This is a genomic window from Micromonospora auratinigra (assembly GCF_900089595.1).
Classification (GTDB): Bacteria; Actinomycetota; Actinomycetes; order Mycobacteriales; family Micromonosporaceae; genus Micromonospora; species Micromonospora auratinigra.
The window spans coordinates 2,463,937-2,485,309 of sequence record NZ_LT594323.1; the positions used below are offsets into that span (position 1 = coordinate 2,463,937).

Below are 21,373 nucleotides of genomic sequence, written 5' to 3' on the forward strand. Positions count from 1 at the left end.
ACGCACCGCCCGTCCACCGACGCGCTACCCGACTCAGCCCAGGAACTTGTCCAGGGCCGCCTCCATCGTGCCGGGGTCCGGCGCCGCGTACGACTTCATGGTGATCTTGTTGTACGAGATGAAGCTCGGGCAGCGGGTGGCCGGCGCGTTCACCGTGCCGCCGTCGCCGATCTTCTCGCCGGTCTTCGCCGCGTAGAACGTCAGCTGGTACCGCGAGGAGATGTACGAGACGGTGACGCGCTTGCCCTCGCTGTTCTTGTAGTCGCACTTCTTCGGCGCACCCTCGCTGCCGTCCACCACCTTCAGGCAGCCCACCACCGACGCCGCCGCGAAGTCCGACGACCGGGTGTAGTACGACTTCGCCGAGCTGAACGACTTCTGCGACCAGAACGACGGGCGGTCCGGGGCGTTGGCGAACACCAGCGCCTTGGCGCCCGACGGGGTGCTGTACGGCGCCGCGTTCAGGATCGAGCTGCCCTCGCAGACCGAGGACATGTCACTGGAGTAGCGGGCGGTCAGCGCGTCGTTGTCGGTCGGCTGCTCCGACTCCGACTGCTCCGGGCCGGCGGTGGGGGCCGCGCTCGACCCGGCCGGACCGGGGGTGGTGGACCCGGACGCGATCGGCTTCGGGTCGTCGCCGCCGTCGCGGGCAAGGTAGAGCCCGATGCCCCCGCCGCAACAGGCGAGCACCAGCACCACGGCCGCGGCGGACAGCCCGACGATCAGGCCCTTCTTCGACCCGCTGGGCGGCGGCACGGGAGCGCCGAAGGGCGCGGGCTGGCCGGGATAGCCGCCGGGCGGGCCCGGCGGGGGCGGGTAGCCGCCCGACGAGACCGGCTGACCGGGGTAGCTCCCCGGCGGGGTCGGCGAGCCGGGGTAACTTCCCGGCGGGGTCGGCTGACCGCCCCACGGGGCGTGCGGATCCGGCTGACCTCCGTACGGAGGGTAACTGTCGCTCATCTGAGACCCTTATCGATCGTCGGCCGACGGCACGGCCCGAAACACCGACAGGGTAGTGAGGCCCGCAAGGGGCACTCCCCCGCCGACGGTCCCGGTGTTCACCACGCGTGGCGGGCGATGACGCAGCGTGCACAGGCCGGTCCGCCACCGGATCGCTCCGCCCGCTGTCCGGCGGCCGGAGACCGCCGCCCGACAGGGGAATCCGGCCGCATCGATCCACATCGGAGCCGGTGGCGCGCGACAGTGACGAACATGACCAGGACCACGCTGGACCGGGTGGCGTCACCACCGCTGGAGCATCCTAGGAGGATGGGTTGACGGGTGGGACCCGGCGACGGTCGCCGTCGATTCGGGAAGGGGTGGCGCGTCACGCGGACGGGGGGCCACCATGTGCCGGGGTCGAGCCGGGCGGGTGGACGGTTGACCGCATCGAAGGGCGTCAGTACCGTGGGGAAAGCGCTTACCTAGACCTCGCCACCGGCCCCGGCCGGAACGGCCCGAGCCGGTGCGGCGCGAGAGGTCCATCCGCGATGGACGTCCGGGCAGCAAGGCCCGCAGCGGCACCGGCCGGGCACCGGCGCCGACACCCCCTCTGCGGGTTCGTTGAGGCATGGACTCAGAGGAGCAGCAGCATGATCGATCGACAGCGGCGCAGCGCGTGGTGGATCTCCGGGGTCACGGCGGCCACGCTCGCCGCCACAGGCGTCGTGGTAACCGCGAACGCCGCCCAGGCGGCGGCCGGCTGCCGGGTCGACTACGCGGTGACCGCGCAGTGGTCCGGCGGCTTCACCGCCAACGTCAACCTGACCAACCTGGGCGATCCGCTCAGCGCCTGGACGGTCACCTGGGCGTTCGGCGCCGGACAGACCGTCGGCCAGGGCTGGAGCGCCACCTTCAGCCAGAGCGGCAGCACCGTCCGGGCGTCGAACGTGGACTACAACGGCTCACTCGCCACCAACGCCACCACCTCCTTCGGCTTCAACGGCAGCTGGAACAACAGCAGCAACCCGGTGCCGGCCGGCTTCGCGGTCAACGGGGTCACCTGCACCGGCGGCGTCACCCCGAGCAGCCCCGGCAGCTCGCCGACCGGCTCGCCCACCACCGGCCCGTCCCCCACCACCAGCCCCTCCCCCACCAGCCCGCCGCCGAGCACCCCACCCCCGACCACCGGCGCGATCTACGCCGCACCCGGCGGCAGCGCCGGCGCCGCCGGCACCCAGTCGAACCCGACCACGCTCGCCTCGGCGATCACCCGGGTCGGCGCGGGCGGCACCATCTACCTGCGCGGCGGGGTCTACAACCTGGCCCAGACGGTGACCATCGCGGCGGGCAACAACGGCACCGCCGGCGCCCGCAGGACCCTGTCGGCGTACCCGGGTGAGACGCCGGTGTTGAACTTCTCCGCGATGACCGAGGACCCGGCGAACCGGGGGCTCGCCGTGAACGGGTCGTACTGGCGGGTCTACGGGCTGGTGGTGGAGCGGGCCGGCGACAACGGGATCTACGTCGGCGGCAGCAACAACATCATCGAGCGCACGGTCACCCGCTACAACCGGGACACCGGCCTGCAACTGGGCCGGATCTCCTCGGACACGCCACGCGACCAGTGGCCGGCCAACAACCTGGTGCTGAGCGCCGAGTCGCACGACAACGCCGACTCCGACGGTGAGGACGCCGACGGGTTCGCCGCGAAGCTCACCGTCGGCACCGGCAACGTCTTCCGCTACGCCGTGTCGCACCACAACATCGACGACGGGTGGGACCTCTACACCAAGACCGACACCGGCGCGATCGGCCCGGTGACGATCGAGTACTCGCTGGCCTACGACAACGGCACCCTGAGCAACGGCACGGTCAACGCCAACGGCGACCGCAACGGCTACAAGCTCGGCGGCGACGGGATCGCGGTCAACCACGTCGTGCGGCACAACATCGCCTACCGGAACGGCAAGCACGGGTTCACGTACAACAGCAACCCGGGCTCGATGACGATCTCGAACAACCTCGGCGTCGACAACACCCAGCGCAACTTCTCCTTCGACGCCGGCACCTCGGTGTTCCGCAACAACGTCTCGTGCCGCAGCACCAGCAGCGGCACGAACGACAAGACCGTCGGGGACGCCGACGGCTCGAACCAGTTCTGGACCGGCGCCAACGGGTCGAGGTGCGCCTCGTACAGCGGCGCCCTCGGGTGGTCCTTCGCCGCCGACGGTCGCCTGGTGGTGACCCTCGGCGGGCGGGTGGTCAGCCTGTAACCCCGAGCCGGGTCGGGCCGGTACGGCGACGTACCGGCCCGACCCGCCCAGCGGTACGGCCTCAGCGGCGCGCCACGCGCTCCCGCCACAGGGCCAGCCCGCCCACCGCCACCAGAGCGGCCCCGATCAGCAGCACCACCAGGGGTACCCGGGGCCGACCGTCCGACCCCCGGGAGGCCGCGCCGGACGCCGGGGCGCCGCCCGCGGGCGTACCGGTGGGGCGGGACGGGGCGGTGGTGGCGGGCGACGGGGGCGGCGGGTCGGGCAACGGGTAGCGCAGCACCACCGGCCGGGCGCCGGCCGGCCCGTCCGTGCGCTCCGAGACGGTGACCAGGGACCGGCCGTCCGGGGTGTAGCCGACGGACTCGCCCTGCGGCTCGTCGGGCAGCGGGACGACCCGCGGCGTCCCCCCGGTCAGCGCGGCGACCACGTCACCGTCGGGGACGTCGAACTCGAACGCGTCGGCGTAGGTGCGCAGCACCACCCGCCGCCCGTCGGGGGCGACCGCACCGCCGGTGACCACGGCCCGGCCGAGGAAGCCGAACGGGTTGCTCGTGTCCGTGCCGGGCAGCCGCACCTCGCCCCGCCGCACCATCGGCACCGTCGCGCCGGGCACCAGGTCCCGGGCGGGGGCGTAGACGCCGGCCGCGCCGCCCTGCTTCGTCACGAGCAACGGCCGCCCGTCGGGGGTCAGCAGGAGCGCCTCGGCGTCGTGCGGGCCGTCCGGGTAGCTGAGCCGGTACAGCTGGGGCCGGGCCCGGCCGGGCGCGAGCCGCCACAGGCCGACGGTCTGCCGACTCCGGTCGTTGTCGCCGATGTCGGCGACCCAGCTGGTGCCGTCGGGCGCGAGCGCCAGGTCCTCGGTGTCGCGCGGGCGCGACGGGTACCGCACCGCGCGCGTCACCCGGCAGTCCCGGTCGAGGAAGAAGATCCGCCGGTGCGACTCCTCGTCCGCGCCGTCGTTCACCACCACGAACCCGGTCGCGGTGACGGCCAGCCCGGAGAGCTCGGTCAGCCGCGGGTCGCGTACCTGGCACAGCGGGGTGGCGGGCCGGCCGGCGACCGGCGCCGCCGCGGCCCGCGCCGGCGTGAGCAGCGGGCCCGCCCCGGTCAGCACGGCCGCGCCGACGGCGGCGACGATCCACGACACCGGGCGCGGCAGCCTCTGCACAGCTCTCCTCCGGTCGGTACCGGCCGGTCGTCGGCATCCGCCACGCCGGTCCGCGGCCCGCCGCCGTCCGCGCCGGTCAGCTCCCCAGTTGCCGCCGTACCTGCGCGGCCTCGGCACGGAACTCGGCGGCGGCCACCGGATCGTCCGATTCGGACGCCACCGCGAGCGCGACGAGTGTACGCGCCCGCAACGCGGGCACCGACTCCTCGGTCCAGTAGTGCAGCGCCCGGCGCAGCCGCTCGACCGCCGCCGGCCCGTCGTGGGTCGCCTCCAGCTCGCCGAGGCTCAACTCGGTCAGCGCCAGGCCCCAGCGGTGCCCACGTTCCCGGAACAGGTCCGCCGCGCGGGCGAACACCTGCTCGGCCTCGGCCCGCCGCGCCGGGTCCCGGGCGAGCGCCTCACCGAGCGCCCGCATGCTCTGCGCGGCGCCGATGGCGTCACCGGACCACTGGAAGAGCTCGACCGCGCGGCGGGCCGCCTGCTGCGCCTCGGCGACCCGTCCGTTCTCCAGCCGGGTGCTGGAGAGCCGGCGCAGCGCGAACGCCTCGGTGATCGGGCTGTCCCCGGTGCGGGCGACGAGCAGCGCGGCCTCGCTCGTCTCCAGCGCCGCGGCCGCGTTGCCGCGCTGCTGCTGCACGAAGGCGAGGTTGGTCAGGGCGATCGCGGTGCCCGGGTTGCCCACCAGGGCCAGTTCGTCGGCGGCCGCCCGCAGCTCCCCCTCGGCCTCGTCGAGGGCCCCGCTGAGCCCGAGGATGAAGCCCAGGTCCTTGCGGGCGGTGGCGGCGCCGGCCCGGTCGTCGACCGCCAGGGCGAGGCCGCGCGCCGTGCGGAGGACGGCGGCCGCCTCCTCCGGCGCGGCCACCTCGATCAGGCAGCTGCCGAGGCTGCGGGTCAACGCCGCCTCCCCCGCCCGGTCACCGGCGTCCCGACAGGCGTCCAGCGCGGCGAGCGTGGCCCGCTGCCAGTCCTCGTAGTAGGCCCGGGACGCGTAGAAGTCGGTGGCGCAGCCGACCAGGCAGCGGGCCGTGGCGGCCAGGCCGGCCGAGGCGCAGGCGACCACCAGCGCGGTCAGCACCGGCCGCTCGGCCTCGAACCAGTCGATCGGCCGGCGCGCGGCCAGCTCGGCGACGGCCGGGGCGTCGAGGGCCGCCGGCAGGCCGGGGTCGTCGAGCTGGAAGGTCTCGCACCGCAGGTGCTGCCGGGCGTGCCGGGCCAGCGCCAACCAGCCCTCGGCCACCCGGGACAGCGCCGCCGCGCTGTCGGCGGCGGTGACCTGCCGCTCCTGGCACTCGCGGGCGTACAGCCGGGTGATCTCGTGCAGCCGGAACCGCGGCTGGTCGGCGTGGTCGAGCCCGACGGCGTCGACCAGCCGGGCGTCCAGCAGCTCGTCCAGCACCACGGCGCCCCGCGCCAGGTCCACGTCCAGCAGCGCGCTCACCGCCCACTCCGGGAAGGACGGCACCGGCAGCCCGCCGAGCAGCGCGAAGGCCCGGGCGGCCGCCGGCGTCAGCCCCTCGTGGGCGAGCTGCAGGTGCGGGCGGACCGCCAGGTCGCCGTAGCGGAACTCGTCCAGCCGCACCCGGTCGTCGGTCAGCCGCCGGGTGAGTCCCCCCACCGTCCAGTGTGGCCGGGCCGCGAGCCGCGCGGCGACGATCCGTACCGCCAGGGGCAGGCCGCCGCAGACGGCGATCAGCTCCCGGGCGGCCAGCGCCTCGCCGCGTACCCGGTCGGTGCCGGCCACCCGCGACAGCAGCGCGATCCCGGCCTCGTCGGTGAGTGGAGCCAGGTCGAGCGCCCGCACGCCGGGCAGGCCGGTCAGCGGCAGGCGGCTGGTCACCAGCACCGCCGAGCCGGCCGGCGGCAGGACCGGTTCGACGTCCGCATGGCCGGCCACGTCGTCGAGCACCAGCAGCACCCGTCGGCCGGCGAGCCGGTGGCGCAGCAGCGCGGCCCGCTCGTCCGTCCCGGTGGGCAGGGCCTGGCCGCTGACCCCGACCGTGCGCAGCAACCGGGCCAGCAGCTCGGTGGCGCCGGCGTCGGCGGCGGACCGGTCGCCGACCCGGACGAACAGCTGGCCGTCCGGGAAGCGGTCTGCGAGCAGGTGCGCGGCGTGCAGGGCGAACGCCGTCTTGCCGACGCCGGGCGGCCCCGAGACGGCCACCAGCGCGCAGCCGCCGTCGACCGCCTCCCGTACCTCCGCCAGTTCGGCCTCCCGGCCGACGAAGTCGGCGGTGTCGGTGGGCAGCTGGCGCACCGGCCACGGTCCGGCCGGCTCGTCGGCCCCCGGGTCGGCCCCGGCCGGCGGGTCGGCCCGCCGGTCGACTCCGGCCGGCGCGGCGGCTGCCCGGTCGGCCCGGGCGGGCGCGGCGGCGCGCCGGTCGCTCCCGGGCGGCTCCACCGGCTCCGGCTCGCCGGAGCGGGCGGCCCAGAACAGCCTGGCACCGTGGCGGAGGAACGCGTCCCGCTCGTCGCCGACCAGCCCGAGGGCGGTGGCGAGGCGCTCGACGGTACGGGGTCGCGGCGCACGGCTGCCGCCCCGCTCGATGTCCCGGACCGATCGAGAGCTGACCTCCGCCGCCTCGGCCAACGCTTCCTGGGTCAGCCGGGCCCGCAGCCGATGCCGCCGGAGCAGGCCACCAAAGGTATCGGAACTCATCCATTCCTCTCGAAAGCGGAATCGCGGCAGCGTACCTCCGGCGGAATGTCCGCCGCAATGTCCGCCCGTCCGTCCTGTCCCGCAAGCGCGCGCCGGGGTTTGCTCTACGCACGGCCGCTCGACCCCCAGCGGGCGGCCGTTCCGAGCGGGGGCCGTCCGCCGGCACCCGGCTGACCGGCCCGTCCGCTCGTCGACCTCGTCCGGTCCGGTGTCACGGGGGCGCCGGACCGGACCGGGTGGGCAGCCTCCGCCACGGACCCAGGGGCCAAAAACTCTTGTGGGGTTCCTACAAACGCCGCCCCGCAGGGTTCGGCGGTTACGACATGGCGCTCCCCGCCGACAGCCGGAAAAGTGATCTCTGCCGGACGCCGTCGTCCGGTGAGCGGGATCATGGGTCTACCGGAGGGGTCGATCGGGTGTTCAGCCGTATCGCCATCGTCAACCGTGGTGAGGCCGCCATGCGGCTCATCCACGCGGTCCGAGAGCTGGCTGCGGAGACCGGCGCCCGCATCGAGACCGTCGCCCTGCACACCGACGTCGACCGCACCGCCACGTTCGTGCGCGAGGCGGACGTGGCGTACGAGATCGGGCCGGCCTCGGCCCGACCGTACCTGGACCTGGCCCGGCTGGAGCGCGCCCTGGTGGCGACCCGGGCCGACGCCGCCTGGGTCGGCTGGGGCTTCGTCGCCGAGGACCCGGCGTTCGCGGAGCTGTGCGAGAAGATCGGGGTCACCTTCGTCGGGCCGAGCGCGGACGCCATGCGCCAGCTCGGCGACAAGATCGGCGCGAAGCTGCTCGCCGAGGAGGTCGGCGTGCCGGTCGCGCCGTGGAGCCGCGGCCCGGTCGACACGCTCGACGCGGCGCTGGCGGCGGCGCAGCGGATCGGCTACCCGCTGATGCTCAAGGCGACCGCCGGTGGCGGCGGGCGGGGCATCCGGGTGGTCCGGGACGCCGCCGAGCTCGCCGACGCGTACGAGCGCACCAGCCAGGAGGCGGCGCGGGCGTTCGGCAGCGGGGTGGTGTTCCTGGAGCGCCTGGTCACCGGCGCCCGGCACGTCGAGGTCCAGGTGATCGCCGACGGCCAGGGCACCGCGTGGGCGCTCGGGGTGCGCGACTGCTCGGTGCAGCGGCGCAACCAGAAGGTCATCGAGGAGTCGGCGTCGCCGGTGCTCGACCGGGAGCAGACGGCCGAGCTGAAGGCGTCGGCGGAGCGGCTGGCGGTGGCGGTCGGCTACCGGGGCGCGGCGACCGTCGAGTTCCTCTACCACCCCGGCGACCGGCTCTTCGCGTTCCTGGAGGTCAACACCCGGCTGCAGGTCGAGCACCCGATCACCGAGGCGACCACCGGCTTCGACCTGGTCAAGGCGCAGCTGCACGTGGCCGGCGGCGGCCGGCTCACCGGCGAGCCGCCCCTCGAGCGCGGTCACGCCGTCGAGGCCCGGCTCAACGCCGAGGACCCGGACCGCGACTTCGCCCCCTCGCCGGGGCGGATCGCCCGGCTGGACCTGCCCGCCGGGCCGGGCATCCGGGTGGACACCGGGGTCAGCGAGGGCGACACCATCCCGGCCGACTTCGACTCGATGATCGCCAAGATCATCGCGTACGGCCGGGACCGCGACGAGGCCCTGGGCCGGCTGCGCCGGGCGATGGCGAACACCACGGTGGTCATCGAGGGCGGCGCGACCAACAAGAGCTTCGTGCTCGACCTGCTCGACCAGCCCGAGGTGATCGACGCCAGCGCCGACACCGGCTGGATCGACCGGGTCCGCGGCGAGGGACGGCTCGTCTCGCACCGGCACTCCGCCGTCGCGCTGGCGGCCGCCGCGATCGAGGCGTACGAGGAGGAGGAGCAGGCCGAGCGGCAGCGGCTGCTCGCCACGGCGGCCGGCGGCCGGCCCCAGGTGCAGCACGCCGGTGGCCGGCCGCTGGACCTCAAGCTGCGCGGTGTCGGCTACCGGCTGCGGGTGGCCCGGGTCGGCGCGCACCGGTTCCGGGTCGGCATCGAGGCGGGTGGCGACGTCCGCACCGCCGACGTCGAGGTGGACCGCTTCGACCGGCACACCGGACAGATCGCCGTCAACGGCGCCCGCTACCGGCTGCTCACCGGCACCCACGGGCCCGTGCACCTGGTCGAGGTCGACGGGGTGACCCACCGGATCAGCCGCGACGAGGGCGGCGTGCTCCGCTCCCCGATGCCCGCGCTGGTCGTCGCCACGCCGGTGGAGGTCGGCGCGGAGGTCGACGCGGGCGCGCCGGTGCTGGTGCTGGAAGCGATGAAGATGGAGACGGTGCTGCGGGCGCCGTTCCGGGCCCGGCTCAAGGAGTGCGGGGTCGCGGTCGGCAGCCAGGTGGAGGCCGGCGCGCCGCTGTTGCGGCTGGAGCCGGTCACCGACGGCAGCGCCGAGGCCACCGCCGAGCCGACGCCCGCCGTCGAGCTGGACCTGCCCGCGGTCCCCGCCGACGTGCCGGCGGCCGGCCGCAGCCGGCGCGGCCTGGAGGATCTGCGCGCCCTGCTGCTCGGCTTCGACGTCGACCCGCACGACGACCGCCGGGTGCTCGACGACTACCTGGTCGCGCGGCGGGCGGCGACCGAGGCGGGCGGCCGGCCGCTGGCCGAGGAACTCGACCTGGTAACGGTCTTCGCCGACCTCGCCGAGCTGAGCCGCAACCGGCCCACCGGCGAGGACGGCGGCGACGGCCACCTGCACAGCGCCCGCGAGTACCTGCACACCTACCTGCAGAGCCTCGACGTCGAGCGGGCCGGGCTGCCGGCCTCGTTCCAGGCCCGGCTGGCCAAGGCGCTCGGGCACCACGGGGTCACCGACCTGGAGCGCTCCCCCGCGCTCGAGGCCGCCGTGTTCCGGATCTTCCTGGCCCTGCAGCGGGCGTCCGCCGACGCCGGGGTGGTCGCCGCGCTGCTGCGCGCCTGGCTGCGTGAGCCCGGGCCGGACGACACCCTGCGCGAGCCCGCCGGTCTGGCGCTGGAGCGGCTGATCGCCGCGACGCAGGTCCGCTTCCCGGTCGTCGCCGACCTGGCCCGGGGCGTGGTCTTCGCCTGGTTCGCCCAGCCGTTGCTGCGCCGCAACCGGGCCCGCGTGTACGCCCGGGTCCGGGCGCACCTGCGCCACCTCGACGCGCAGCCGGACACCCCGGACCGCGCGGAGCGGGTCGCCGAGATGGTCCGCAGCACCGAGCCCCTGGTCCGGCTGCTCGGGCAGCGGCTGGTCCGCGCCGACCGGGACAACACGGTGCTGCTGGAGGTGCTGACCCGGCGCTACTACGGCAACAGGGCGCTCACCGCCGTCGGCACCCGGACGGTCGCCGGCTGCGCGTTCGTGGTGGCCGAGCGGGCCGGGTCGAGCGTGGTCTCGACCGCGGTGACCTTCGACGCGCTGGGTGGCGCGCTGCGCGGGCTCGCCGAGCTGGCCGCCGGCGAGGAGGCGCTCGACGCCGACGTCTACCTCGCCTGGGAGAACCAGCCGGAGGACTTCGACGCGATGGCCGCCGCACTGGCCGAGGTGATCGCCGCGCACCCGCTGCCGCCGCAGGTCCGCCGGCTCACCACCACCGTCGCGGGCCGCGCCGGCGCGGTGATGCACCACCACTTCACGTTCCGCCCGTCGGACGCCGGGATGGTCGAGGAGCGGCTGATCCGCGGGCTGCACCCGTACATCGCGCAGCGGATGCAGCTGGAGCGGCTGCACCGGTTCGACCTGACCCGGCTGCCGTCGTTGGACGAGGAGGTCTACCTCTTCCAGTGCGTGGCCCGGGAGAACCCGGCCGACCAGCGCCTGGTCGCGTTCGCGCAGGTCCGCGACCTGACCGCGCTGCGCGACCAGGACGGCCGGCTGGTCGCCCTGCCGACCACCGAGGACACCGTCGCGGCCTGCCTCGACTCGATCCGCCGGGCCCAGTCCCGGCGACCGTCCAAGGCCCGCTTCCCCACCAACCGGATCGTGGTCTACGTCTGGCCGCCCAGCGAGCTGACCCGGGAGGAGATGGAGCTGATCGCCGGGCGGGTCCGCCCGACGACCGCAGGGGCCGGCCTGGAGGAGATCCTCTTCATCGCCCGGCAGCGCGACCGGGCGACCGGCGAGCTGACCAAGATGGCGGTCCGGATCTCCTTCGACGCCACCGGCGGGGCGGCGCTGAGCATCGGCGAGCCCCCGGTCGACGAGATCGAGCCGCTGGACGACTACCGGCTGAAGGTGCTGCGGGCCAGCAGCCGCAACACCGTGTACCCGTACGAGCTGACCGGGCTGCTCGGCGACTTCGTCGAGCACGACCTGGACGCCGCGCACGCGCTGGTGCCGGTCGACCGGCCCAAGGGGCGCAACAGCGCGGCGATCGTGGCCGGCGTGGTCAGCACGCCGACCGCGCGGCACCCGCAGGGCGTCACCCGGGTGGTGCTGCTCGGTGACCCGACGAAGTCGCTGGGCGCGCTGTCCGAGCCGGAGTGCCGGCGGGTGATCGCCGCGCTGGACCTGGCGCAGCGGATGGGGGTGCCGCTGGAGTGGTACGCGCTCTCCGCCGGGGCCCGGATCTCGATGACCTCGGGCACCGAGAACATGGACTGGGTGGCCGCCGCGCTCAAGCGGATCGTGGAGTTCACCCAGGCCGGCGGTGAGATCAACATCGTGGTGGCGGGCATCAACGTCGGCGCGCAGCCGTACTGGAACGCCGAGGCGACGATGCTCATGCACACCAAGGGTGTGCTGGTGATGACGCCGGACTCGGCGATGGTGCTGACCGGCAAGCAGTCGCTGGACTTCTCCGGCGGAGTCTCCGCCGAGGACAACTTCGGCATCGGCGGCTACGACCGGGTGATGGGCCCGAACGGGCAGGCGCAGTACTGGGCGCCGGACCTGCCGGCCGCCCGGGACGTGCTGATGGCGCACTACGCGCACACGTACGTCGCGCCCGGGGAGGACGCGCCCCGGCGCACGGACACCACCGACCCGGTCGACCGGGACATCTCCGCCTTCCCGCACACCCTGGCCGGCAGCGACTTCAGCACGGTGGGCGAGATCTTCTCCGCCCGGGCCAACCCGGACCGGAAGAAGCCGTTCGACATCCGCACCGTGATGCGGGCGCTCGCCGACCAGGACCACCCGGTGCTGGAGCGCTGGGCGGGCATGGCCGACGCGGAGACCGCGGTGGTGCAGGACGTGCACCTCGGCGGGATCCCGGTCTGCCTGCTCGGCATCGAGTCCCGGTCGGTGCCCCGGCGCGGCTTCCCGCCCACCGACGGCCCGGACACCTACACCGCGGGCACGCTCTTCCCGCGCTCGTCGAAGAAGGCCGCCCGGGCCATCAACGCGGCCAGCGGCAACCGCCCGCTGGTGGTGCTGGCGAACCTGTCCGGCTTCGACGGCTCGCCCGAGTCGATGCGCAAGCTGCAACTGGAGTACGGCGCCGAGATCGGCCGGGCGATCGTGAACTTCCGCGGTCCCATCGTGTTCTGCGTGATCTCGCGCTACCACGGCGGCGCGTTCGTGGTCTTCTCCAAGGCGCTCAACCCGCAGATGACGGTGCTGGCGCTGGAGGGCTCGTTCGCCTCCGTGCTCGGCGGCGCGCCGGCCGCCGCGGTGGTGTTCGCCGGCGAGGTGGACGCCCGCACCGCCGCCGACCCCCGGGTGCGGGAGGCGGAGACGCGGGTCGCGGCCGCGACCGGCGCCGACCGCGCCGCGCTCACCGCCGAACTCGACGAACTGCGCTCCTCGGTACGCGCGGAGAAGCTCGGCGAGGTGGCCACCGAGTTCGACCGGGTGCACGACATCCGGCGGGCCGTGGAGGTGGGCTCGGTGGACGCGGTGGTCAGCGCCGCCCAGCTGCGGCCGCGGGTCATCGAGGCGATCGAGTCCCGGTTGGGCTGACCCGCCGGCAGCGGAGTGGGCCCCTCGGCACCGCCGAGGGGCCCTTCCCCGTTCCTCGGCCCGCCGGACCGGCCGCCGAGGCCCCGGTCCACTAGGCTCGTCCGGCGTGGACCTCTCCCGCCTCGGCACGCCGACCAGGCCGCTGACCCGCGTGTCCGGCGGGTTCGCCAACCGGACCTACCGGCTCGACACCGACCAGGGGTCGTTCGCGGTGAAGGAGTTGAACCTCGTCGACCGCCGGGCGACGTACCACGTCGAGGAGGTGTTCCGGTTCGAGCGGGCGGCCTTCGCCGCCGGGATCCCGATGCCGGAGCCGATCTCGGCCGACCGGGAGCTGCTCGTGCACCGGTGGGTCGAGGGCGAACGGGTGCCCGAGTCGCCGGTGTCCCGGGCGTACGCGCGCGAGATCGGGGAGATCCTCGCCCGCCTGCACACGCTCGACGTCGAGTGGACCCATGCTCCGGTCGACGAGCCGACGCCCCGGGACTGGCCCGCGCTCGCCGCGCGGGCGGTGGCGACCGGCCAGCCGTGGGCCGACGAGTTCGCCGCCCAGGTGCCGACGTTCCTCGCGATCGCCGATCTCGTCGACACCTGCGACCGACCCGGGCCCGTCGTGCTGACCCACCGGGACGTCCAACCCTGGAACCTGCTCGCCCGCGACGGTCGCCCGGTGCTGCTCGACTGGGAACTCTCCGGGCTGCTCGACCTCTCCGCTGAGCTGGGCTCGACCGCGCTGAGCCTCGCGAAGGGGCCCGGCTTCGACGACATCGAGCCGGCCGTCTTCCGCGCCGTCCTCGACGGGTACGCCGGCGCGGGCGGCGTGCTGCCGCCGTCGGGTCCGAGCTGGTTCGTCCACCTGATCGGCGGTTGGCTCGGGCACACCCGGTGGAACGTGGTCCGCTGCCTGGCCGGCGCCGAGGCGGCGACCGGCCCCGAGTCGGCGGTGTCGCACGCGGCGGTGCGCGACGCCGTACGCGGCCTGCCCGACCTGTTCGGCCGGCTGCCGCAGCTCGACGCGCTGCTGCCCTGACCGGGACCGGACGCCGCGCCCGCCGTAGCGGAGAGATCGGCGTCGGCGGCGACTGGGGTGGTCGTGGGTGTGCCGGGAAGTCTGGTCGGCGGTTGATCCGTCGCGTCCACCGAACCCGCAGGAGTCGTCGTGCGAGCCCGAGACCTGGCCGTGCCCTTCCCCACCATCACCGTCGCCACCTCGGTGCTCGAAGCGGCCCGGCTGCTGGCCGGGCACAACCTGCCCGGGCTGATCGTGGTCGACGAGCGGGGCCGCCCGGTCACCGTGCTGCCCGGTACCCAGGTGCTGCGACTGGTGATCCCCGGCTACTGCCGGGAGGACCCGACCCTGGCCCGCATGATCGACGAGCCGTCCGCGGACGTGTTCCTTCGCGGGGCCGAGGGCCGTACGGTCGCGGACCTGCTGCCCCGCGAGCAGCTGGAGCCGCCCGTGGTGGAGCCCGCTACGGGCTGGTGGTCACCCTGGTCACCGTCGGGCTCGCCGTGCCGTACCTCTGGCTGCGCTACTTCGCGCTCGCCTGACCGTCCGCCGTGGCGTCGTCGCCGGTGTCGGTGGGCCGGCGCGGCCGGACACGGTCCGTCCCGCCGGGGCCGGCCGCCGCGCGTCCGCGCACCACGGCGGCGGCGCGGCGGGTCCGGCGCAGCACGCCGTGCCAGGCCGGGGCCTCGTGCGCCTCGTCGAACGCCCGGGCGACCAGCACGTCGGTGGAGGAGTGCGCCAGGATCGAGATGACGATCGTCAACGCGACCAGGTGGAACACCTCGTCGGCGGCGCCGATGCCGGCCTCCAGCACCAGCAGCCCGTAGACGACCGAGGCGAAGCCCTTCGGGCCGAACCACATGGCGGCGGCCTGCTCCCGCAGGCCCAGCCCGGAGCGCAGGAACGACAGCCAGAGCGCGACCGGCCGGGCCACCACGATCGCCAGCACCGCGAACACCCAGCCGGTCCACGGGATCTCGCCGAGGAAGCCGGGCGAGATCAGCGCGCCGAACACCAGCAGCGCGGCCAGCTTCAGCAGCTCGGCGACGTTCTCGCCGAAGTGTTCGAACGCGGCACGCTCCCGGGGCCCGAACGTCGCCACCGTGATGCCGGCGGCGAACGCGGCCAGGAACAGGTTGCCGTGGGTGGCCCTGCCCAGCGCCAGCACCAGCAGCCCGATGGCCACCCCGTTGAGCGGCGCGTACGCGGCCGAGGCGGCGAAGAACCGGCTCCGCTCCAACGCGATGGCGGCCAGCGGCACCAGCACCCCGATCGCCAGCCCGACGGCCAGCTCGGTGGCCAGCTCCCCCAGGTGCAGATCGGCGGAGCCGGCCGCGACGGCCAGCAGCACCACCACGAACGGCAGGGCCAGCCCGTCGTTCACCCCGGACTCGACGTTGAGCAGGTGCCGCAGCCGGGCCGGCACCTTGTCGTTGCCGACCAGCGCGGCGGCGAACACCGGGTCGGTGGGCGCGAGGATCGCCCCGATCAGCAGCGCCTCCGGCCAGCCCAGCCCGGCGACGTAGTGCGCCAGCACGGCGGTGACCAGCAGGGTCAGCGGCAGGCCCCAACCCAGCGCCCGGCCGGGCAGCCGCCAGGCGCTGCGCAGGTCCGCCCAGCCGACCCGCATCCCGTCGGTGAAGAGCACCGCGAACAGGGCCAGCTCCGCCAGCTGCGCGACGATCGGCGAGTCGGCCCGCAGGTGCAGCACCCCGGTGGTGCCCTCGCCGAGGGCGAACCCGGCGACCAGGAACAGCGCCGCGGTGGACAGGATGGTCCGGTTCGCCAGCGCCGACACCAGCACGGCGGCGAGCAGGACGACGGCGAAGCAGAGCAGCAGCACGGGGACCTCCGGGGCGCAGGGGGGATCGCGGTGCCGACCAGACTTCCCGGCGCGCCACGGAGCCCGCCGATCATAGCCAGCGAACGCCCACCCCGCTCGGGTCTCGCGGGAGACGGCCGCCGACTGTTTGGCGGCCGGCGCGGCCGGAAAGAGTGGCGGTATGAGCTGGGCCAGGAGAGTCGTACCCGCCGCTGTCACCGCCGTCGCCGCGCTCGCCGCGCGCGACCTGCTCCAGCGCGACCACGCGCTGCTGCGCAACTTCCCGGTGCTCGGCCGGGCCCGCTACCTGCTGGAGTCGATCGGCCCCGAACTGCGTCAGTACATCGTGGCCGGCAACGACGAGGAGCGGCCGTTCACCCGCGACCAGCGGCGCTGGGTGTACGCGTCGGCGAAGCAGGAGAACAACTACTTCGGGTTCGGCACCGACAACGACATCGAGTACACGCCCGGTTATCCGATCATCAAGCACCGCACGTTCGGCCGGGCGGTGCCGCCGTCGGCCCCCGGCGCCGGTCACGACGTCACGCTGCCCTGCGCCAAGGTGCTCGGCGCGGCCCGGGGCCGGCCGGGCGCGTTCCGCCCGCAGTCGGTGGTGAACATCTCCGGGATGAGCTTCGGTTCGCTCTCCGGCAACGCGGTCGAGGCGCTCAACCGGGGCGCCGCGCTGGCCGGCTGCCTGCAGAACACCGGTGAGGGCGGGCTGTCGCCGTACCACCGCCACGGCGGTGAGCTGGTCTTCCAGCTCGGGACCGCGTACTTCGGGTGCCGCGACGAGCACGGCCGGTTCTCCCTCGACCGGCTCAAGGACCTGGTGGCGGGAGCCCCGGTCCGGGCGTTGGAGATCAAGCTCAGTCAGGGCGCGAAGCCGAGCCTCGGCGGCCTGCTGCCGGGGGCGAAGGTCTCCGCCGAGATCGCCGCCACCCGGGGCATCACCGAGGGGCGCGACTGTGTCAGCCCGTCGCGGCACGCCGAGTTCTCCGACTGCGACAGCCTGCTGGACTGGGTCGAGCTGCTCGCGGCCGAGACCGGCCTGCCCGTCGGGATCAAGTCCGCCGTCGGCGACCTGGGCTTCTGGGAGGAGCTGACCACGCTGATGCGCGACACCGGCCGGGGCGTCGACTTCGTCACCGTCGACGGGGGTGAGGGCGGCACCGGCGCCGCGCCGCTGATCTTCACCGACTCGGTGTCGCTGCCGTTCCAACAGGGCTTCACCCGGGTCTACCGGGTCTTCGCCGAGCGCGGCCTGCACGAGCAGGTGGTCTTCGTCGGCTCCGGGAAGCTGGGCCTGCCGGACAACGCCGTGGTGGCGTTCGCCCTCGGCGTCGACATGGTCAACGTCGGCCGGGAGGCGATGCTGTCGATCGGCTGCATCCAGGCGCAGAAGTGCCACACCGACACCTGTCCCACCGGCGTGGCCACCCAGAACCAATGGCTGGCCCGGGGCCTGGACCCGGCGCGCAAGTCGGTGCGGGCCGCCAACTACGTGCGTACCCTGCGGCGCGACCTGGTCAAGGTCGCCGAGGCGTGCGGCGTGGAGCACCCCGGTCTGATCGACACCGGCGCCGTCGAGATCCTCGGCGGCCGCACCTCCTCGACCCCGCTGGACCAGGTGTACGGCTACCGGCCCGACTGGGGGCTGCCGTCCGCCGCCGACCGGGCGGAGATCGTCCGGCTGATGACGGCCGAGGCGCCGCAGGGCGGCAGCGCCCCGCCGTCGCCCACCGCCGTCGGCTGAGTCAGCCGACGGGGACGCTCGCCGGGGCGCTCAGCGCGCCCTGGTTGGCGCTGCGGTCCAGACCCGCCACGCAGTACGAGACGGTACGGTCGGCCGGCGCGGCGCGGTCCACCCAGCCGCTGTCCCGGGTGGTGCCGACCAGCGTCGCGCGCTCCCCGTCGAGGCGGTAGACCGCGAAGCTGGTGGCCCCGCTCCCCCGCCAGCTCAGCGCCACCCCGCCCGCGCCGTCCCGCCGTGCGCCGGTGAGGTCGGGCGCGGCCGGGGGCGTCGCCGGCAGCTGGGCCATCTCGGGCAGCAGCGCCGGTTCGGCGTAGTGCGCCGTGCGGTAGCGGCTGACCGCGCCGAGCTTGTCGGCGCGGACCTGCGTCGCGCTGAAGTGCACGCTGCCGCGCACCCCGTAGCGCCGGTTGAGGGTGAGCTGGCGGTCGAGTTGCGCCGGGTCGCGCCACGCCCCGCGCTCGCCGACCCGGTAGTCGGCCTGGCCGATGTAGAGCTGCACCCGGGTGCCGCGTACGGTCTCCGCCCACCAGGGCAGCAGCTTCGCGTAGTCGGCCCGGGCGAACCCGATGTGCCAGTAGAGCTGCGGCACCACGTAGTCCAGCCACTGCTCGCGTACCCAGCGGCGGGTGTCGGCGTGGATGTCGTCGTAGCTCTGCAGGCCGGCGGTGGCCGAGCCGGCCGGGTCGGTGCGCTTGTTGCGCCAGATCCCGAACGGGCTGATGCCGAACTTGACCCACGGCTTGATCGCCTTGATCCGTTCGCTCATCTCGCGGACCAGGGTGTCCACGTTGTCGCGTCGCCAGGCGTCCCGGTCGGTGAAGCCCTTGCCGTAGCGGGCGAACGCCGCCGCGTCCGGGAAGTCCTGGCCGTGCTCGGGGTAGGGGTAGAAGAAGTCGTCGAAGTGCACCCCGTCGACGTCGTAGCGCCGCACCGCCTCCAGCATGGCGTCCTCGACGAAGGCGCGCGCCTCGGGGATGCCCGGGTTGAAGTAGAGCCGGCTGCCGGGCTTGTCGGCGCTCGGGTAGGTCACCACCCACTCGGGGTGCCGGCGCAGCGGGTGGTCGGGCGCGAGCTGGTCCAGTCTCGGGCCGGGCCCGCCCACGGTGGCCGGCTGCCCGCCCCGGTACGGGTTGAACCAGGCGTGGAACTCCAGGTTGCGGGCGTGCGCCTCGGCGACCATGAACTCCATCGGGTCCCAGCCGGGGTCCCGGCCGTCCCGGCTGCCGGTCAGCCACTGCGACCACGGGGCGTACGCGGACGGCCAGAGCGCGTCCCCGCTCGGTCGTACGTGCACGAAGACCGCGTTGTGCCGCTGCCGGACGGCCAGGTCCAGCCAGCCCCGGAACTCCGCCTGCACGGTCGCGGCGGGCAGCCCGGGCCGGCTCGGCCAGTCGATGTTGTTCACCGTCGTGATCCACATGCCGCGCAGCTCCCGGGGCGCCGTCACGGGGCGGCCGGCGCAGCTCGGCGTACCGTCCCCGGCGGGGGCCCCGCCGGTGGTGGCCGGCCGGGTGCCCGCGCCACCCGGGCTCCGGTCCCGGAGCGACCCGACGCCGACCGGCACCGCGACGGCGAGGACCGCGAGCACGGCGAGGACCGCGACGAGTGCCCGGCGACGACGGGCGGACGGGGCAGGTGGGGCGGGCGGGGTGGCGGCGGACATCGGGCCAGTCTGCCCACCGCCGCCCGGCGGGGGCGCACCGGGCACCCAAGCGACGGCCCGGGAACGCTCCCGGGGCCGTCGGCGCGCGGACACGGGCGTCAAGTGGCGGAAGCGGTTGCTCACCGCACCGGCCGGTCGATCTGGCGCGCCGAACGGCTCCAGCCGTGCCGCTCGGTGATGACCGTCCGCGAATCCGACTGCCAGAATGATCCACGTGTCATTGCCCGGTCACTCTGCGACCACAGTCGATGTCACGGGGGAGGGCCGGGCGAACCGGTTCATGCTGGTCCTGCTCGCGCTGCACCGGCTCACCTGCCTGGCGCCCGCCGTCGTCACCTGCGCCTACGGCGCGTACCGGAGCACCTGGGCCAACCTCGGCCTGCTGGCGGTGGTGGCGTCCTGGAACCTGGCGCTGTTCCGGGCCGCCCGGCGGCGCGGCTGGTTCCCGGCGGCGCTGGTCCACCTCGACGTGCTGCTGGCCGGGCTGGTGCTGGTGGTGGTCACGGCGAACCTGACCACCGGCGTGGCCGTGCCGAACTGGGGCAACCTGGTGGCGCAGGCGAGCGGGTCGCTGGTCGGTGCGGCGCTGACCCGACCCTGGTCGATCGCGGGCTGCCTGCTCACGCTGGCCCTCACCCAGTCGGCGGTGATCGTCGGGTACGGCCCGGAGACGGACTCCCCGGTCCCGGCGCTCGTGCACGCGATCAACGGGTTGGCCTGCTTCGCCCTGGTCGCCGGCTTCGCGGTGCGCTACCTGCGCCGGGCCGGGCGCAACCTCGACCGGGTCAACGCCCACCGGCTGGCCACCGAGGCCGAGGCCGCCGCGGACCACGCCCGGTACGTCACCCGGCTGGCCCACCACCGGGCGCTGCACGACACGGTGCTGACCACGCTGACGCTGATCGCCCGGGGCCTGGCGGATCCGGGCCGGCCGGAGGTGCGCCGCCGTTGCGCACAGGACGCCGAGGTGATCCGCGGGCTGCTCGGCGCCGGCCCCGACCCGGCGTTCGGCACCGTCGGCGAGGCGCTGCGCGAGGTGGTCGGCGAGGTCTCCCTGCTGGGGCTGCGGGTGCGCTACCAGGGTGCGACGGTGCCGGCGGACGTGCCGCCCCCGGTGGTCGAGGCGCTGCGCGCGGGCGCCCGCGAGGCGCTGAACAACGTGGTGAAGCACGCCGGGGTGGATCACGCCTGGCTGACCGTGACCGGGGAGGGCCGGGCACTGCGGGTGACCGTCGTCGACCGGGGACGGGGCTTCGACCCCGCCGCCGTGCCGCCCGGGTTCGGCTTCCGGCACTCGATCGTCGACCGGGTGGCCGAGGTGGGCGGCCGGGCCCGGGTCTCCAGCGAGCCGGGCGCCGGCACGTGCGTGGAGCTGACGTGGACCGGGTGATCCGGGTGGCGGCGGTCGACGACGACCGGATGCTGCTGGAAGGGCTGGACGCCTGGCTGTCGCCGGTGGCCGACCTGCGACTGGTGCGGGTGGCGTCCACGGTGGAGCAGTTGCTGCGTGAGCCGACGGAACCGGCCGACGTGGTGCTGCTGGACCTGGTGCTGCGCGACGGCAGCGAGGCCGCGCAGAACGTCCGGCGGCTGGTGGCGGCGGGACGCCGGGTGCTGGTGTTGAGCGTCTGGGCGCGCCCCGACCAGGTGGTGGCGACCTTCGCCGCCGGGTGCAGCGGGTACGTGACCAAGGACCACGACCTGGCGGCGCTGGCGGCGGCGGTCCGTGAGGTGGCGGCCGGCCGCCCGGTCTTCTCCTCCGAGCTGGCCTTCGCCTGCCTGGGTGACGAGCGGCCGACCCGGCCCCGGCTGTCCCCCCGGGAGCGCGGGGTGCTGCTCGCGTACGCCTCGGGCATGACGCTGACCGCCACGGCCCGGCACCTGGGCATCAAGCCGGAGACCGCCCGCACCTACCTGGACCGGGTGAAGGCCAAGTACCACGACCTCGGCCGGCCCAGCCGGACCAAACTGGACCTCGCCGCCCGGGTCCGCGAGGACCGCCTCCAGACCGGCTGAGCCGCCGGGCCGCATCCGCACCGCCGCGACCTCGGCCGGCCCGCCGGCTGTCCCCCGATCCGGGGACACCGTGGGGCCCGACCGTCCCCCGAACGTCCGGCATGACGAGATCGACAGGCATCGCTAGCTTGAGATCGCGCAGCGTCGTCGCCCGATTACCGGGCGACGGGGTGGGCCCCACCCCCGTGC

Annotated in this window: 11 protein-coding genes; 6 read left to right on the top strand and 5 right to left on the bottom strand. The window is 74.9% G+C overall.

Annotated features, from left to right (window positions below; translation table 11 throughout):
• Positions 1-33 precede the first annotated feature (33 nt).
• The gene (locus GA0070611_RS11105; protein ID WP_091662124.1) at positions 34-960 is read right to left on the bottom strand and encodes a hypothetical protein; all 927 of its coding nucleotides are present in this window, start codon (positions 958-960) and stop codon (positions 34-36) included.
• Between the two features lie 632 nt (positions 961-1,592).
• Between GA0070611_RS11105 and GA0070611_RS11110 the strand changes: the two genes are divergently transcribed.
• A complete protein-coding gene (locus GA0070611_RS11110) occupies positions 1,593-3,215 on the top strand; it encodes a cellulose-binding domain-containing protein (RefSeq protein ID WP_091662128.1) in 1,623 nt (540 codons plus the stop codon).
• A gap of 61 nt (positions 3,216-3,276) precedes the next feature.
• Here GA0070611_RS11110 and GA0070611_RS11115 read toward each other — a convergent pair whose 3' ends face one another.
• Together GA0070611_RS11115 and GA0070611_RS11120 are read right to left on the bottom strand one after the other, a co-directional pair.
• Positions 3,277-4,386, bottom strand: a complete 1,110-nt coding sequence (locus GA0070611_RS11115) for a WD40 repeat domain-containing protein (protein WP_231921402.1) — start codon at positions 4,384-4,386, stop codon at positions 3,277-3,279.
• Positions 4,387-4,462: 76 nt separating this feature from the next.
• Complete coding sequence (locus tag GA0070611_RS11120) at positions 4,463-7,042, bottom strand: ATP-binding protein (protein WP_091662131.1); 2,580 nt, start codon at positions 7,040-7,042, stop codon at positions 4,463-4,465.
• 416 nt (positions 7,043-7,458) lie between these two features.
• On the opposite strand from GA0070611_RS11120, the gene GA0070611_RS11125 reads away from it, so the two are divergent.
• A complete protein-coding gene (locus GA0070611_RS11125) occupies positions 7,459-12,918 on the top strand; it encodes an ATP-binding protein (protein ID WP_091662136.1) in 5,460 nt (1,819 codons plus the stop codon).
• A gap of 106 nt (positions 12,919-13,024) precedes the next feature.
• A complete protein-coding gene (locus GA0070611_RS11130; protein ID WP_091662141.1) occupies positions 13,025-13,948 on the top strand; it encodes a phosphotransferase family protein in 924 nt (307 codons plus the stop codon).
• A gap of 502 nt (positions 13,949-14,450) precedes the next feature.
• Here GA0070611_RS11130 and GA0070611_RS11135 read toward each other — a convergent pair.
• Complete coding sequence (locus GA0070611_RS11135; protein ID WP_231921403.1) at positions 14,451-15,770, bottom strand: cation:proton antiporter; 1,320 nt, start codon at positions 15,768-15,770, stop codon at positions 14,451-14,453.
• Positions 15,771-15,930: 160 nt separating this feature from the next.
• On the opposite strand from GA0070611_RS11135, the gene GA0070611_RS11140 reads away from it, so the two are divergent.
• A complete protein-coding gene (locus GA0070611_RS11140; protein WP_091662146.1) occupies positions 15,931-17,505 on the top strand; it encodes an FMN-binding glutamate synthase family protein in 1,575 nt (524 codons plus the stop codon).
• A 1-nt stretch (position 17,506) separates the two neighbouring features.
• Here GA0070611_RS11140 and GA0070611_RS11145 read toward each other — a convergent pair whose 3' ends face one another.
• The gene (locus GA0070611_RS11145; RefSeq protein WP_091662151.1) at positions 17,507-19,168 is read right to left on the bottom strand and encodes a glycoside hydrolase family 10 protein; all 1,662 of its coding nucleotides are present in this window, start codon (positions 19,166-19,168) and stop codon (positions 17,507-17,509) included.
• Positions 19,169-19,448: 280 nt separating this feature from the next.
• Between GA0070611_RS11145 and GA0070611_RS11150 the strand changes: the two genes are divergently transcribed.
• Positions 19,449-20,558 carry a sensor histidine kinase gene (locus GA0070611_RS11150; RefSeq protein ID WP_091662154.1) on the top strand — a complete coding sequence of 370 codons (1,110 nt, stop codon included), beginning with the start codon at positions 19,449-19,451 and terminating at the stop codon, positions 20,556-20,558.
• On the top strand, positions 20,546-21,184 hold the full coding sequence (locus GA0070611_RS11155; protein ID WP_231921404.1) for a response regulator: 639 nt from the start codon (positions 20,546-20,548) through the stop codon (positions 21,182-21,184). Before GA0070611_RS11150 ends, GA0070611_RS11155 begins: the two co-directional genes overlap by 13 nt.
• Positions 21,185-21,373 lie beyond the last annotated feature (189 nt).